The organism is Saprospiraceae bacterium (assembly GCA_016716185.1).
Lineage (GTDB): Bacteria > Bacteroidota > Bacteroidia > Chitinophagales > Saprospiraceae > Vicinibacter.
Window position 1 is genome coordinate 203,301 of sequence record JADJWV010000002.1, and the last position, 18,200, is coordinate 221,500.

The following is an 18,200-nucleotide window of genomic DNA, read 5'->3' on the forward strand; positions in this document are numbered from 1 at the left end:
TTTGTTATAACTTCACCTGCGTTTTTACATCAAGATCAAGCCTTTAAGCGAAATCGCATATGTAAAAATTGTTTAATTTTAACAATAACCATGATTTACAACTTACCAACCCCGGGTATTCGTATTCATCAATACGAAACCAGTTTCATTTTTTTTACGAGGTTTATTTTAAAAATAGTTTGGCCTGTTGTCATCGGGCTGCGAGGCTTTATTTTATTTTTTCACCTGAATTATAATTAAAAATTACTATTACCTTAAATATGATCGCCATGAAATCTTTCATCAATTTTAGAATTAGGGTGCACGCAATTGAAATTACAAGTCGCATCCTTGTTCTCTTTTTTTTCAATTTGTGGGTGACGCAAATTTGGTGTTCAAATTTGATTGATCCTGTGCACAACCTGACACAGTTGACAGATCATCCAACAATTATGGCAGCCATCGCAGCAGCAAACCCAGGCGATGTGATTGAATGCGACCCGGGCACCTATCCGGAAAAAGTGATCATCGATAAATCACTTACGCTGCAAGGCACCAACGAGGCCAGTTGTATTCTCGATGGCACCGGCCTGGGAACGGGATCCGGAATTGTGATCAACAATGGGGTTACAAACGTCACTATAAAAAAACTTACCATTCAGGACTATGCAGGAACAGCTCCCAACTCTTACGCTGGTATCTATGCAACTGGAGGTAATAACAACCTCACCGTGATGAATTGTACCATCAAGGACAATATCGGAGGTTGCGGCTTTTATGCCAATGGACCTGTAAATACGGTAAATCTTCAATACCTAACTGTATCCGGCCATTCGAATGCATTCGGTGCTGCTAGAGGAATTGTTATTTGGAATGGATTGAAGGAAAACATTACCATTCAGAATTGCACGGTATTTAATAATAATTGTTGTGGAATTGAGCTACAGGATGGTACTTGTTCTGCTGTTAACATGAGCAATAATAATGTTTATGATAATGGGGATAGTGGAATGAGTGCAGTGGGTCTTACGGGTATCACTGGAGCGAATACCATATCAAATAATACACTTAATAATAATGGTCGTTTTGGTATCGAAATCAAAAATCCTGACGGAAATGGAAGCAATACCACGGTAAGTGGCAATACGGTAAGTATAACAGGCAGTTTTGCGGTTTTGCGTCCTTTGGAAAAAAGGGACCTTGCTGGGATCGCAGCTTTCCGAAGGGGGGTACTTGCCGGAAACGTGGATGTGCCAACCGGGGTAAGTATTACGGGCAATACCGTCAGTGGATACATTCAGGATAATGCCACCAGTAATAGTGAAGGTTTTGGAATCGTGGTGGAGGGAACCAATCATACAGTTACCGGAAATACAGTCAATAACAACGATGTAGGGATTCAACAGCAGGCAGGTCATACACCTTATCCGGGAGACGGGGATCAATCAGATCTTGCGGACATGTATTTTGGACGAGGCAATTCACCGGCAACATGTGGCAATACCATCAGTGGCAATACATTCAGTGGAAACGGGACCAATACAAGAAACAATGGTTCTGTGGGAGGGGCAGGCTTTGTGAAAAATACCAATTCCGGAGAAACATTTTGCAGCATTCAGGCTGCTATCAACGATGCACAAACATTGAACGGGCATGAATTGATCGTTTATGGCGGAGTCTACACTGAAAATGTCAATGTATCGAAATCCTTAACTCTAAAAGGAGCTAACAACGGTACGAACGGTTGTTCGGGAAGCCGGGTTACGGAGAGCCGCATCGATGGCCTGGCTGGAACAGCGGTTACGATCTCAGCGAATGGAGTGACCTTGGATGGATTTGAATTGAATGGACTAATTGGAATCAGTTCTACAGGATTTAACGATATAGAAATTATCAATAATAAAATTTATGTGCAGGCAGCAGGTGTGCAGCTTACCAACCTCACCACCAGTGCTGGAAATACGTGCAAGATTGAAAAGAACTGCATTGATTTAGTCAGCCAGGTGTTTGGAGGAACCAACACTTCTGCCGGGATTTATGTGAGTGGTGCAAATGGTACCGAAAAAGTTACGATCAATGACAATACGGTTACAGATGGATTCTATGGTTACGTTATGCATTCCATAACGACCAATCCGAAATCTATTATTTCAAATGGAACCGTCACGGGTTGCATGCAGGGTATTGCGCTTGTCAATACTGTTGGCGGCCCTTTGGCGATGGTCGACATTGAAATTGTTTCGATGAATCTTATGGGATTCTCCGGAAATTATCCAACTCTGCCAGCACAAAACTTTCATGCAGGAATTTATACGTTTACGACAGCCACCACAGTTCCGGCAAATGGTATTCAAGCGCTCATTCAAAATTGTACGATCAGTGGAACAGGGTCCCTGAGTCCATCTGGTGCAGGAATTTATTTGGGAGATTTCAGTACAGGTGGTGTTGCAGTACAAAATCTTACCATTGATGAGAATACGATTTCAAACAATTTAAATCGAGGAATTGATGCGCGAGGATATGTGCTTGCCACAATTACTCAAAACACAATGACGGGCAATGGTTCAGCACCGTGGGGCACCGGTGGAAATGATGGCTTCACGATCTTAGCACAAAAAGGAGCTGTAGTCTCTGCCAACAACAATTTTATAACACATCCGGCTGCAAGTACCCATCCCGTAACGGCTTTTTTTACTGGAAACGCGCCTCTAAATACCATAACGGCCAACGACAATAGTGTATTGATGAATGGCAATCCCAATGCGTTAGGAGCCAATTCGATTGCCGGAACAGGTAGTATTTCTGCAGAGTGCAATTGGTGGGGAGTTACGGGTTCATCGGTTCCTCCTCTGATGTCTGGTACTGTAGATTATGAATTGTTTTTAACCTCTGGAGTGGATGATGCCCCCGGTACGCCGGGATTTCAGCCGGAACCTAATTCTTGTAATGGTTGTGTGAATGGAAATTCTGTTCATAACATGAACAGTGGGGAGTTTTTCTGTTCAATCCAGGAAGCCATCGATGACGCGCAAACTTTGAATGGACATACCCTGAACGTTGCATCGGGAACCTACATCGAAAATGTAATTGTGAATAAAGAAGTTTCCATCATTGGGCCCAATAATGCGATAGACCCATGTTCCGGCATGCGAGTCCCTGAGGCCATAGTTGTTCCTGCGACAGCAGCTATTTCCAGTGGTGAAATTTTTCACATAGCGGCTTCAAATGTTACAATTTCTGGAATCACTATCGATGGTGACAATACAGCTCTTACAAGTGGGTTCTCAAGCACCAACGGGGCTGATATCGATGCAGCGGAAGGAATTACGGTGTATGAAACGGGTGTCAATAATTTAACGGTAAGCCATAATATTTTTAAAAACCTTTCTTATTTTGGTGTTACTCTTTACGATTATCCGGCTGCTGTTCCTTCTTCAGGGCATACCATTTCAAATAATAAATTCCAGGATTTTGGTACGTATGATGCTACCTCGGGTATTGATTATTGGGGCGGTGGTGTTTTGATATATAACAATCAATATGCCTGGGTGAAAAATAATTGTATGACCAATTTAAGAATTGGAGTGCAAACTGGTAATTTTCATTTAGCAAATCCAGGATCCAATTCCTATCAAAGAATTGAAAATAATACCATGGTGGTCCGTAGAAGAGGAATTTTCCATAACCTACATTACAATACTGCAAGTCCTCTGACGCTTTCTAACAATAACATCTCTGGAATTGAGCATGCCAGTGAGAGTTTTTGGGATGGAATCCTTTTGTCCTCACTTTCTGTTAATTCCACTTCCTCCTCTAATACCATAAATGGAACGGGAATTACCAAACCATCCGAAGGCTATGAAGTTTGGAACGTAAAAAGTTTAACACCCGCTCTTATTGATGGTGGTTCTGTTACGGGCGTAGATCGCGGAGTATTTATTAACAATTACGATGGTTACAATAGCGATGCAGGAGATGGTGCACATGCCAGTCTTTCCAACATCAGCATATCGCCAAAGGCATCTGGTATTGGAATACGTTTATTCGATAACCCGCTGGCAACTTCCAACTCCAACGTGCACGCAACCCTTGGTGCCAATATAAGCATTTCGGGAGGTACAGATGGTCTGGTGATCGAAAATGAAACGGCTATGGTAGCTTCGCCATTAGGTAACCTTTCATTTACAGGCCAAACAGGACAATATATTAAGCTCATCAGCAACTCCAACAACCTCGACGCCACCAGTGCCAGTTTTGATGGTGTCACAGGTGTTTCAGGAACCCATGCTCAACTCTTTACAATAGAAGATAAAATCACGCATGGTATCGATGAAAAACCTTTGGGTTTTGTTACCATCAAAAGCAATCATGCATTTGTTACAGATGTTGCTCCTTCAACGGGTACCAATAATGATTATACAAGAATTCGCAATGCAGTTGAACTTGCAGGTAACAACTGGACTATCAATTTAAAAGGAACTTTTGATTGGACGGAAACCAACGCAGCGACATCGTGGTCTTTGGGTAATGATGGTATCGTTTCGCCGGCTGATGATTATTCTATTTTAATTCCCGCCAATAGAAACGGGGTCACATTTACTGCTCCCGAAGGATTGGGAACTGCAAGCATAACAGGTCCGGGCGATTTGGCGTCAGTGAATCTCGAAGGGGTACTTGTTTTTGATGGCGGCGATAATCAATCCTGGACGATATCCAATATTGAATTTAAAGAATTTGACCTTTCCATTGGAATGTTTTTCGGAGCCGGAGGCTCAGATGCATTTAACAATACAACCATAACGAACAACAGATTTGATATAGCGACAGATTTGAATGCTGTTGACGCACCAGCGGATGTGAACCAGAATATCGGAATACATTACGCATTTGGAACCAATCAAACGATTTCCAACAATATATTTAATGTTCCCGGAGATGGAGTAAGTAACGGTGCGAATTATTCAAGTACCGTTTGTATGCAATCCAATACCAGTGGGGGAAATGTGTATGATGGCCTTCTCATATCGGGTAACACAATCAATATACTGAATGCGCAATCGGCAAATCCTCAAGTTGTTTTGGGAATTTGGGAAAATGGCCACGCTCATACAAGCAATATTACCGTAAGTAATAATCAGTTTTTAAATCTTGCAGGTGGCAATAATCCAGCACTCAATTTACAAAGAGGATTTCGGGTAACTTCACATTCGGACGCAGGAACCAATGTTGTTTATTCCGGCAATACCGTTAAGGGTGCAAACATTGGTTTCCAATGGATATCCGGAAGCAACTTCAGCGCACAACAAGCTGTGCAATTAACAGGAAATATTTTGAATGGAAATGATCTGGGTGTGTTGTTGCAATCAAATGGAAAAGCATTGTTTACCAACAATGATTTCGATGATGCTACAGACAACACGAAAGATATCCAGATTCAGGCTGGAAGTATGATGACAACCGGTGGTAGCAATCAATATGCCGGTGAAACATACTACATTGAAAATTTAAGCTCTTCAGGTGTAAACATCAGTGGCGAAACATTTGATCAGGCAAACTTATTCAGACAGACGGATAGAATTTATGGAGCGCTCGATGATGCAGCATCAGGTCTGATTAGATTTGATGGAAACAATTTGTATGTTTCAACTCCGGGAACTGGTAGTTCTGATGAATCTATCTCAAGGGCAATGTCTGCAGCCAGCATGTCAGGCGATAACATTCATATTGAATCGGGTTCTTATTCAGAACCCATTGATGCTTCTTCAAAAGATGTGACGGTTACACCAGGATCCAGCCCCGGATGTGTTACGGTTACCGGTTTAACGCTCGGAGGAGGAGACGAACTCGAAATGGAGATCAATGGAACTACTGTTTGTACGGACTATGATCAAATAGTTGTGAATGGCACTGTTGCGTTGGGCGGAGCAAATTTGGATTTATCATTGGGCTATACCCCCTTGCCAGGTGATCAATTTGTAGTGATCAGCAATGATGGGGCAGACCCCGTAAGCGGCACTTTTGCTCAGGGAAATATGGTTTCGACAGGAGGATTTGATTTTAAGATTAATTATTCAGGTGGCGATGGAAACGATGTCGTGTTGAGTGTTTGTTTACCCGTTCAAAACGTAAATACAGGAGAATATTTCTGCACCATACAAGCAGCTATTGATGATCCCCAAACCCTGGATGGTCATGTAATTATTGTTGCAGCAGGAAATTATACAGAGGCGATCAATATAAATAAAGCCCTTACGATAAACGGACCCAATGTCGGCGTAGCGGGGACCGGGATGCGGGTCGCGGAATCAGTTTTACTGAACTGTTCTATTGACATTAATAACGGAGGCACAACAGTACTTGACGGATTACACATACTCAGAACCGACGCAGTTTCTGGCGACCAGATCATTTTGGATGGAAACGGCGTCAATACGGTTCAAAACTGTTTAATAGAAAGAAATGGTTCGGCTGCAGGAACATTTATTCGGGCTATTACAACGTCTGCAGGTGGGGGTACAAAAAATATACTAAATAATAAAATCACCGGGGATCCTTCCGGAGGCCTTTTTGGTTCTCATAAATCCTGGAACAATGCATTATATATCAATGCAGGATCAGCTCTTGTGAATATTACAGGTAATACCATCATGAATTGTAGAACTTCACTCAATGTGGACGATTACAATTCTAATTTAAGTATATCGGGCAACACTTTTAACAACAACGGTACGCATATTTCTTTGGGAGGGGTGGTCCCGACTTCAGGTTCCCACACATTAGGGGCTAATGATTTTATAAATAATGCCGCTTCAACCATGGTTAATTTGAGCAATGTTGCGGAATCATTTCGATTTAACATCACATCTTCTTCGTTGAACGGTACTGCATTTTCAGCTTTGACCGATGCCCAATTGTTTGAAATGGAAGCGCGGATGGCACATAAAGAAGTAACGGCATCTAAAAAAGGGAAAGTCATTTATAAAGCCAGTCAACAATACGTGAATAATTTTACGGTACCTGTAGTTAAAATTGATAAAATCCAGAATTCAATAAAGTATGCTGATGCTTCTGATGTGATCAATCTTGAGGATGGTACTTACACGGAGAAACTGGTAATTGATAAATCAAATATCACCTTGAAAGGTGTTACAAATAGTAAGGCAATATACATTCTTGATGGAACAGGCCTGGGAATAGCATCTGGAATTTTACTTAACAGTAATGTTACGAATGTTTCCATTAAAGATCTAACCGTTCAAAATTTTAGCGGGGCCGGAGGAAATTCTCATGCAGGCATTTATGCAACCGCCAATAATAACAATCTTACCATAGACAATGTGTTCATTAAAGACAATACAAACGCCTCTGGAATATACGCAAACGGGCCTATTGACAATGTTTCTATTACCAACTCCATGGTCTCCAATCATGTGACCGGAGCGCGTGGTATTGTGATATGGAACGGATTGAAAACTAATATTACGATTACAAACAATATGGTCACCAACAACAGTTGTTGTGGAATAGAACTCCAGGATGGTGATGCCTCTGCTGTAAATATTTCTGACAATACCATAGATATAGGAGTGGGAGATAATGCTATTGGCGTAGTTGGATTAACGAATACCACAGGAGCTAATACCATTAATGACAATACAATTACAGGTGGTGGTCGATTTGGTATTGAAATAAAAAATCCTGCTGCAGGAGTGACTGTTAACAATAACAGTGTAACCTTATTGAGTCAAAATACAGACCAAAGAGACCGGGCTGGTATCGCGATCTTGCGACGGGGAGTTTTAGGCTCAAATGTTGATATTCCTAATGGAGTCACGATAACAAACAACACGGTCGACGGATATCAACAAAGTTCCGCGAGTGAAGGTTTTGGAATTGTTGTAGAGGGAATTAACCATGTGGTTACCGGAAATACAGTTCAAAATTGTGAGGTGGGCATTTTACAGCAGCAAAACCCTTCCAATTATCCTGGTGATGCAGATCAAAGCAATTTACCAGACCAATATTTCGGTAGAGGCAATTCTCCTCACACTTGTGGCAATACGATTAGTAGCAACACCTTCAGCGGCAATGGTACGAACGAACGAAATATTGGGGTCGGATTTGCGGTTGTAACAAATGTTAATAATGGTAAAAAGTTTTGCAGCATCCAGTCTGCTATTGACGATAGCCAAACGATGGCAGGACATGTGCTTTCAGCAAGTGATGGTTTATACAAAGAAAACGTGGTCGTAAACAAAGCAATCACTATTAACGGATCAGGAAATGGAAATGATCCCATGTTAAACACCGTACTGAAACCGATGACATCGTGTTCAGGCACGGGAATCACGGTTTCTACCTCCAATGTAACCTTGAATAATATGCATCTCACCGACTATCAGGACGCAGTAGCATTGGGAGGGGTTACTGATCCGACGTTGACCAATATGGCTCTTGTAGATTACTGCAGATATGGAATTAGATTGGATGGATCCAACACCTCTGTTGATGTCACAGGTTCCGATATTCTTCGGACTTCTAATCTGGCTGGTACTGTTGGGATAAGGGCTGGTACTGCAAACGCAGTCAATGGCATGGTCATTGACGATTGCACGATTAACGGCAATGTCATGGGGATGGCTATCTTTCAATCTTCCACACCGGTGGCATTTGATAATATAAACATCAAAAACAGCACCATAAGTAATAACTCTCAGAAGGGAATGTACTTTGAAAAGCTTAGCAACGCCACATTAGAAAATCTGACCATGGACAATAATGGAAATGACCCATTAAATAACGTGAACAATGGAATTGATATAAATCTTAAATATGGAAGCTATTCCAATATCACTATCAAAGATTGTGATATCACTAATTCAGGAGCAACGGGTATAGCGACCGATCCACAAAACCCTTGCGCTCTAGCAATTAAAGCTAGAGATGATGCCCCATTCTACAATACTATTCCTGCAAGTCTTAATAATGTTATCATTAAAAATAACAAAATTACCGGGCCTCAAAACGGAATTCGCATTGGCGAATTTGGAAAGATCAACACCACCCCAACCAATGTAACCATTGAAGGGAATGATCTGTCTTTTTCGTTTGCCCACAAGACGCTCATTAGTAGAATCGACAACGATGTTACGGTTAAGTGTAATTGGCACGGAACCACAGATCTGGCTACTGTTTTATCTACCTTTTCGAAATCGGGAACCGGTAACATTCTTTTATCTACAGTGCTCAATTCTGGGGTTGACGCAAGCATGAATGTCGGATTCCAACCAGCCGGTAGCTGTGTTTGTCCCAATGGAAACTTGGTAACCAACAACAACACTTCTCAAACTTATTGTACCATTCAGGCTGCTATCGATGATGCGCTGACTTTAGATGGGCATACATTAATTGTGGGTGCTGGGTTGTATATTGAAAATATTATTGTAGATAAACAGCTCAATATTTTAGGACCCAATTCAGCAATAAACCCCTGTACAAGTTTGCGTGTCTCTGAAGCTGTGGTGGTTCCATCTATTGCTGCTATTTCAAGCGGAGAAATATTCCATGTGGCCAAATCTAATGTAACGATTTCTGGTTTCACAATCGACGGTGATAACACAGCCATTACAAGTGGCTTTACCAGTACCAATGGTGCAGATATAGATGCTGCAGAAGGAATAACGGTTTACGAGACAGGAGTAAATAACCTGACAGCAACCCATAACATCATTAAAAATCTTTCTTATTTCGGGATAACCTTATATGATTATCCTGCAGGGGTGCCATCTACAGGACACACTATTGCATATAACCAGATAAAAGATTTGGGAACATACGATGCTACTTCCGGAATTGATTTTTGGGGTGGAGGCGTACTGTTATACAACAATCAATATGCAAATGTGAAGGAAAATTGTATGACTAACGTTCGTTTGGGTGTACAGACAGGTAATTTTTACAGCGCGAACCCAGGCTCTTCAACATTTCAAGTGATCGAAAATAATACAATTAGCGCACGCAGAAGAGGAATTTTCCACAATTTGTTTTATACGAATGGTTCTGCATACACCCTTTCTGGCAATACCATAACAGGTGTCGCGAATGTAAATGAAACAGGCGCCTGGGATGGTATTTTGTTATCTTCCTTATCAGGGGCCACTCATCTGGCTAGTTCCAACATCATCAATGGTTCTGCCATTACAGGGATACCTAAAACCGGAATTGGAGTGTGGAACGATCAAAACGCACCAACCATTTCTGGAGGTACAATCAGTAGCGTTGGGCTTGGAATCAATGTAAACAATTTTGAAGGGTACCCAACTTCTGGATCTAATGCAAACAACACTTTGGCAACAATTGATGGAGTGACCATAACTGGAGCTTCCATTGCCGGTATTAAAATTCAGGATCATCCGTCAAATAGCAATAATGCTACAGTTTTTGCAGAAGTGAAGGGAAATACGGAGATAAATGGAAGTCCAACAGGAATTCTGGTTTCAGGCTCTGATGCAACGGCTACCATTCAAAATAATTTGATGTCTATCCATGACAATGCGATTGGTATTGATGTTGATGCTGCAACCGCAACTATTCATCATAATGCAATATATGATAATGGAACGGGTATTCGCTTTACCAATGGAGGTACAGGAACAGTCCATACAAACAAATTTGAGAATGCGAATACAAACAGTACCGATTTGCAGTTGACAGCCACAGCAGGGAATGTATTGGCAAGTCCAGACAACTGGTTTGCAGGTTCACTTTGGGGTGTTGAAAACCTTGGCGGGACTACAGTAGATGCCACATTAAATTATTGGAATGCAGCAAACGGACCTTCAGGGGCTGGCTCGGGCTCAGGTGCAGCAATTTCAACTAATGTTGAATATTGCCAATTCCTGAACGGAGTTCCTTCTCCTTTTGGAGGAATGGGCGTAGCTACTTCACCCACAGTTACAATTGGTGAGACAGATATAAGTGGAGTTGCTCCAAATGATGACATCATTTGTAATGGGGCTTCTGCAACTTTAGATGCAACCACCACGGGTGCAACATCTTATTCGTGGTCAACAGGGGCAAATACTGCCAGTATTGTTGTATCGCCAGGGACAACCACAACGTATACCGTGACTGTTTCATTTCCCGATTGCGATGTCACAGCAACTAAAACAATTACAGTAAATCCACTTCCGGTTTGCAATATATCAGGAACAAATGGACCCGTTTGTCCTTCTTCTTCAAATGATTTCACCGGACCTGCCGGCATGAGCTATTCGTGGTCAGTTACAGGGAATGCAAGCATTCCAGGTTCATTGACTTCTCAAACGGTTACAGTCATAGCAGGTTCAACGAACAATGCCAGTTTTACCTTGAATCTGGAAATTACCGATGTAAACGGATGTAGCTCAAGTTGTTCAAAAACAGTTTCAGTACAGGATAATGTTGCACCCACTCCAACCTGCGAGATGGCACAGACCATTGCATTAAACAGCAGTTGTCAATTGGCTGTACCTGATTTAACAGACGGCGCGACAGCAACCGACAATTGTAGTATGGCATTCACGTGGAGTCAGAATCCAACAAGCGGTACATTACTTGCATCCGGAGAAGGCACAACACATACTGTAACGGTGACAGCAAATGATGGAAATGGAAACAGTGCTACATGTACGGTAGTATTGACTGGAAATGATAACACCAATCCGGTGCCGACCTGTGAAATGGCACAGACCATTGCATTAAACAGCAGTTGTCAATTGGCTGTCCCTGATTTAACAGACGGCGCTACAGCAACCGACAATTGCAGTATGACATTCACGTGGAGTCAGAATCCAACAAGTGGTACATTACTTGCATCCGGAGAAGGCACAACACATACTGTAACGGTGACAGCAAATGATGGAAATGGAAACAGTGCTACATGTACGGTTGTATTGACTGGAAATGATAACACCAATCCGGTTCCGACCTGCGAGATGGCACAGACCATTGCATTAAACAGCAGTTGTCAATTGGCTGTACCTGATTTAACAGACGGCGCGACAGCAACCGACAATTGTAGTATGGCATTCACGTGGAGTCAGAATCCAACAAGTGGTACATTACTTGCATCCGGAGAAGGCACAACACATACTGTAACGGTGACCGCAAATGATGGAAATGGAAACAGTGCAACATGTACAGTAGTATTGACTGGAAATGACAATACGAATCCGGTTCCGACCTGCGAGATGGCACAGACCATTGCATTAAACAGCAGTTGTCAATTGGCTGTCCCTGATTTAACAGATGGCGCGACAGCAACCGACAATTGTAGTATGGCATTCACGTGGAGTCAGAATCCAACAAGTGGTACATTACTTGCATCCGGAGAAGGCACAACACATACTGTAACGGTGACAGCAAATGATGGCAACGGTAATTCTGCAACATGTACAGTTGTTTTAACAGGAGATGATATTACACCACCGGTGCCAGATTGTGAAAACAATCAAACATTATCTCTAGATGCCAATTGCGAAATTATGGTACCTGATAAAACCAATGCAGCCTCAGCAACAGATAATTGTTCATCAACATTTACCTGGACCCAAAACCCTTTGCAGGGAGCGAAATTGCCCTCTGGTGAAGGTATGATGCATATTGTTACAGTAACTGTATCTGATGGCAATGGTAATTCTGCAACATGTACAGTAGTATTGACTGGAAATGACAATACGAATCCGGTTCCGACCTGCGAGATGGCACAGACCATTGCATTAAACAGCAGTTGTCAATTGGCTGTCCCTGATTTAACAGACGGCGCGACAGCAACCGACAATTGTAGTATGTCATTCACATGGAGTCAGAATCCAACAAGTGGTACATTACTTGCATCCGGAGAAGGCACAACACATACCGTAACGGTGACCGCAAATGATGGAAATGGAAACAGTGCTACATGTACGGTAGTATTGACTGGAAATGACAATACGAATCCGGTGCCGACCTGTGAGATGGCACAGACCATATCATTAAACAGCAGTTGTCAATTGGCTGTCCCTGATTTAACAGACGGCGCGACAGCAACCGACAATTGTAGTATGTCATTCACTTGGAGTCAGAATCCAACAAGTGGTACATTACTTGCATCCGGAGAAGGCACAACACATACTGTAACGGTGACAGCAAATGATGGAAATGGAAACAGTGCTACATGTACGGTTGTATTGACCGGAAATGACAACACAAATCCGGTTCCGACCTGCGAGATGGCACAGACCATTGCATTAAACAGCAGTTGTCAATTGGCTGTACCTGATTTAACAGACGGCGCGACAGCAACCGACAATTGTAGTATGTCATTCACATGGAGTCAGAATCCAACAAGCGGTACTTTACTGGCATCCGGAGAAGGCACAACACATACCGTAACGGTGACAGCAAATGATGGAAATGGAAACAGTGCAACATGTACAGTAGTATTGACTGGAAATGACAACACAAATCCGGTTCCGACCTGCGAGATGGCACAGACCATTGCATTAAACAGCAGTTGTCAATTGGCTGTACCTGATTTAACAGACGGCGCGACAGCAACCGACAATTGTAGTATGTCATTCACATGGAGTCAGAATCCAACAAGCGGTACTTTACTGGCATCCGGAGAAGGCACAACACATACCGTAACGGTGACTGCAAATGATGGAAATGGAAACAGTGCAACATGTACAGTAGTATTGACTGGAAATGACAATACGAATCCAGTTCCGACCTGCGAGATGGCACAGACCATTGCATTAAACAGCAGTTGTCAATTGGCTGTACCTGATTTAACAGACGGCGCGACAGCAACCGACAATTGTAGTATGTCATTCACATGGAGTCAGAATCCAACAAGCGGTACTTTACTGGCATCCGGAGAAGGCACAACACATACCGTAACGGTGACTGCAAATGATGGAAATGGAAACAGTGCTACATGTACGGTAGTATTGACTGGAAATGACAATACGAATCCGGTTCCGACCTGCGAGATGGCACAGACCATTGCATTAAACAGCAGTTGTCAATTGGCTGTCCCTGATTTAACAGATGGCGCGACAGCCACCGACAATTGCAGTATGTCATTCACGTGGAGTCAGAATCCAACAAGCGGTACTTTACTGGCATCCGGAGAAGGCACAACACATACCGTAACGGTGACTGCAAATGATGGAAATGGAAACAGTGCAACATGTACAGTAGTATTGACTGGAAATGACAATACGAATCCAGTTCCGACCTGCGAGATGGCACAGACCATTGCATTAAACAGCAGTTGTCAATTGGCTGTACCTGATTTAACAGACGGCGCGACAGCAACCGACAATTGTAGTATGTCATTCACATGGAGTCAGAATCCAACAAGCGGTACTTTACTGGCATCCGGAGAAGGCACAACACATACCGTAACGGTGACAGCAAATGATGGAAATGGAAACAGTGCAACATGTACAGTAGTATTGACCGGAAATGACAACACAAATCCGGTTCCGACCTGCGAGATGGCACAGACCATTGCATTAAACAGCAGTTGTCAATTGGCTGTACCTGATTTAACAGACGGCGCGACAGCAACCGACAATTGTAGTATGTCATTCACATGGAGTCAGAATCCAACAAGTGGTACTTTATTGGCATCCGGAGAAGGCACAACACATACCGTAACGGTGACCGCAAATGATGGAAATGGAAACAGTGCAACATGTACGGTAGTATTGACTGGAAATGACAATACGAATCCGGTTCCGACCTGCGAGATGGCACAGACCATAGCATTAAACAGCAGTTGTCAATTGGCTGTCCCTGATTTAACAGACGGCGCGACAGCAACCGACAATTGTAGTATGGCATTCACGTGGAGTCAGAATCCAACAAGCGGTACTTTACTTGCATCTGGAGAAGGTACAACACATACCGTAACGGTGACCGCAAATGATGGAAATGGAAACAGTGCAACATGTACGGTAGTATTGACTGGAAATGACAATACGAATCCGGTTCCGACCTGCGAGATGGCACAGACCATTGCATTAAACAGCAGTTGTCAATTGGCTGTCCCTGATTTAACAGATGGCGCGACAGCCACCGACAATTGCAGTATGTCATTCACGTGGAGTCAGAATCCAACAAGTGGTACATTACTGGCATCCGGAGAAGGCACAACACATACTGTAACGGTGACAGCAAATGATGGAAATGGAAACAGTGCTACGTGTACGGTTGTATTGACTGGAAATGATGCCACGCCTCCGACTCCAGTTTGTGAAGATCCACAAAACATTAATTTGAATTCAAATTGTCAATTGACGGTTCCAAATCTAACAGATGGCGCAATAGCCACCGATAACTGCAGCATGGCATTTACATGGAGTCAAAATCCAACTGCCGGCTCAAATTTATCATCGGGTCACAACATGACTCATACGGTGACAGTTACTGTTGATGACGGTAATGGCAATAGTGCAACATGTACAGTAGTGTTGACCGGAAAAGACGTAACTCCACCTGTAATGACTTGCCCTGCTAATCAAATAAGGGGGATGGATGAAGGACTATGTCGGTATACGGTCGTTGGAAGTGAATTTGATGGAACTGCATCTGATAATTGCGGTGTAGTTACTAAGACCTATATGCTTTCTGGAATTGAATCGGGAAGTGGATCCGGGTCATTGGCAGGACAATTGTGGAAAAAAGGAATTACAACAGTGAAATGGACCATTACAGATGCTGCTGGATTATCTTCTATGTGTAGTTTTACCGTTAATGTGAAAGATCTTGAACCACCTCAAATAACATGTCCACCTAACATAACAGTAATAACTGCACCTGGACAATGTTCTGTGCCAGCATCTTCAGTTTCATTAGGCACTCCAACGGTTTCTGACAATTGCGGTATAAAATATCCTTTGACAAATAATTCACCGTCGAGCTATTCTGTTGGTGTAACCAATGTAAAATGGATCGTAAAAGATTCCAGCAATAATTCAGCAAACTGTATTCAAAAGGTAACAGTTGTGGCTTATACATGTGGAGCCCCAGTTCAGGTATACCATACGGATACAACACACGAATCGGCAAAAATTGTTTGGAATCCTGGAACCTGTGCAACGGGTTATCAGCTAAGGATCAGAAAAGAGTTGTCACCCGGGGTCTGGGGACCATGGAGTTCCTGGTCAAATGCAAGCGGACCAGGAAATACACATTTGTTTATGGGCCTGGATGAAAGTTCATTTTATCATTATCAGATACGCTCAAAATGTGGAACCACATTTTCAATAAATATAAATGGATGGTTCCACACGATTGAAGCGTTTGGTGGAGTGGTAAACAGGGCAAGAGATAATGAAAATTCAAACCAGCTTGAGAATTCAATAACTGAACCACAAGTTGAACTGGTTCCCAATCCGGCAAGCGATGTAGTCCGAGTTCAAATTACAGGATTTGATCGCGAAACCAAAGAGGTTACTTTAGCAAATCTGTTTGGCAAACTAATTTTTGGGGTGAAACTAAAATCAGATCAAAACGCAATTGAAATAGATTTAAAAGTTCTTAGTCTAAGAAGTGGAATGTATTTTATACAAGTAAAGGATTCTAAAGAAAGAAAAACTCAACAACTTATGATCGAAAGATAATTATTGGATTTGGAGCTATGTTGATGAAACATTTATAATTGTACATTCATCCCGATAAATTATACTTCAGAGGAAGTGAAATTTGTCGGGATGATAAATTGGGCCAATAAGAAATTTAATGTTTATGAATTTCAGTACATAGACAAAGGTTCGTGCTTTATTAGTAAAGGGAATTTCGGTAAATTCATAGTTTAATCAATCCATTTTTGGAAAACAGAATAATATTCTGAAATATTTTTTATTAAATGTTGACAAGTAAGTCAAAGTTGTTGAAAAGCTGAATTTTCCAGACAGCTCCGCTTGGGTTATGTTTAGAACTTTAGATTAAATATGAATTACGCAGGCTTTTTTGTTTGCCTTGATCTAAGTATTCTTTTTCCTATGTCTACTGCATTGGCGGTATGGATGCCGAAGAAAATGCAAAGAATTTCATTAGCTGCAGTTCTGGCTTTTATTTTTGATAACCCATAGTGATCTTTCTCAGTTCCGAATGAACCTTCTAATCTGGTTGCTCTTTCTTTAGAAAGTAAGGATTGCATTTGACTGCGCTGGGGCTCTAGTGGCCCTGGTCTGCCTTTAGGTGTAAAATTTTTTTTAATATTCTGGCTTGTACAATAAGATCTGTTTTTATTGGTGGCATAGATTGATCCGCAGCTATGTGAGTGCACTTCCCTGTGAGTTTTCTTACTAAAAATATACTTTGTTCTAAGCGAATACCTTCATTAAATGCATCGAAGCTTAGGTATTCTATAAAATTGATACCATCAATCTGAACACAGTTCACCTTAGCTCCAAATTCTACGATCTTGGTTTCCTTTCCCCGAACAATTGGGCGAAGATAATTTTTAGCAATACTTACTATCCTGTCCTTAATAGGCAATCCAGTTTCAAAGCGTTCCTGCTGCTGACTCAGGATAGTCTGAATCGTTTGAATCCTCTTGGCATAGGCAGCAGGTAAAACAAGATCACGTGTGGATGCTATTTGGTAAACTTGTTCTATTTGACTCAATAACTTATTGAGTAGATAAAGTAATGCGCGCTTTCTAATTTGAGCTTGCTGATACGTCTTCTTTCGTTTCTTCTGATAGGATAGGTACTTATCTTGCTGTTCCTTGAATTTTGACCGTGGTATTCGCTGTTTAGACTGCTTGCAAATTCTCTTCATTTGACCATATGTCCATTCGCAGCACTCCCATAATAGTTTTACGTCGGTTGGATATCGAAGTAGTGATTCATAACATGTCGCATCAACCAAACCGATATGTACATCCTGTAAATAGGGTTTCCAGTGTTTCATAAGTTCAATCTGAATTTCATCCAACGACAATGCCGGTGCCAGTTCACACCGGATTTGACTGGTTATTTTTTTATCCTTGATTTGATCATCAGGTCTAAGGTAAATCCCACAGAAAAACTGTAAAACATAATCCGTATTTATTCGATCAATTATTTTCGAATCTGAATCTCCAATATATTGCTTCAAAAACATCAAGACGATCTTACCTTGCAAATTGAAATAGGATTTTCTGCCTCTTTGTTCTTTCCGACGCAGATTCTTTCTAAAAA

General features: G+C 41.9%; 2 protein-coding genes. One reads left to right on the forward strand and one right to left on the reverse strand.

What is annotated here, in order from left to right:
- Positions 1–269 precede the first annotated feature (269 nt).
- On the forward strand, positions 270–16,634 hold the full coding sequence (locus IPM34_02735; GenBank protein ID MBK8954457.1) for an HYR domain-containing protein: 16,365 nt from the start codon (positions 270–272) through the stop codon (positions 16,632–16,634).
- A 556-nt stretch (positions 16,635–17,190) separates the two neighbouring features.
- Here IPM34_02735 and IPM34_02740 read toward each other — a convergent pair.
- Positions 17,191–18,123, reverse strand: coding sequence for a DDE transposase (locus tag IPM34_02740; protein ID MBK8954458.1), 933 nt, complete (start codon positions 18,121–18,123; stop codon positions 17,191–17,193).
- Between the last annotated feature and the right edge of the window lie 77 nt (positions 18,124–18,200).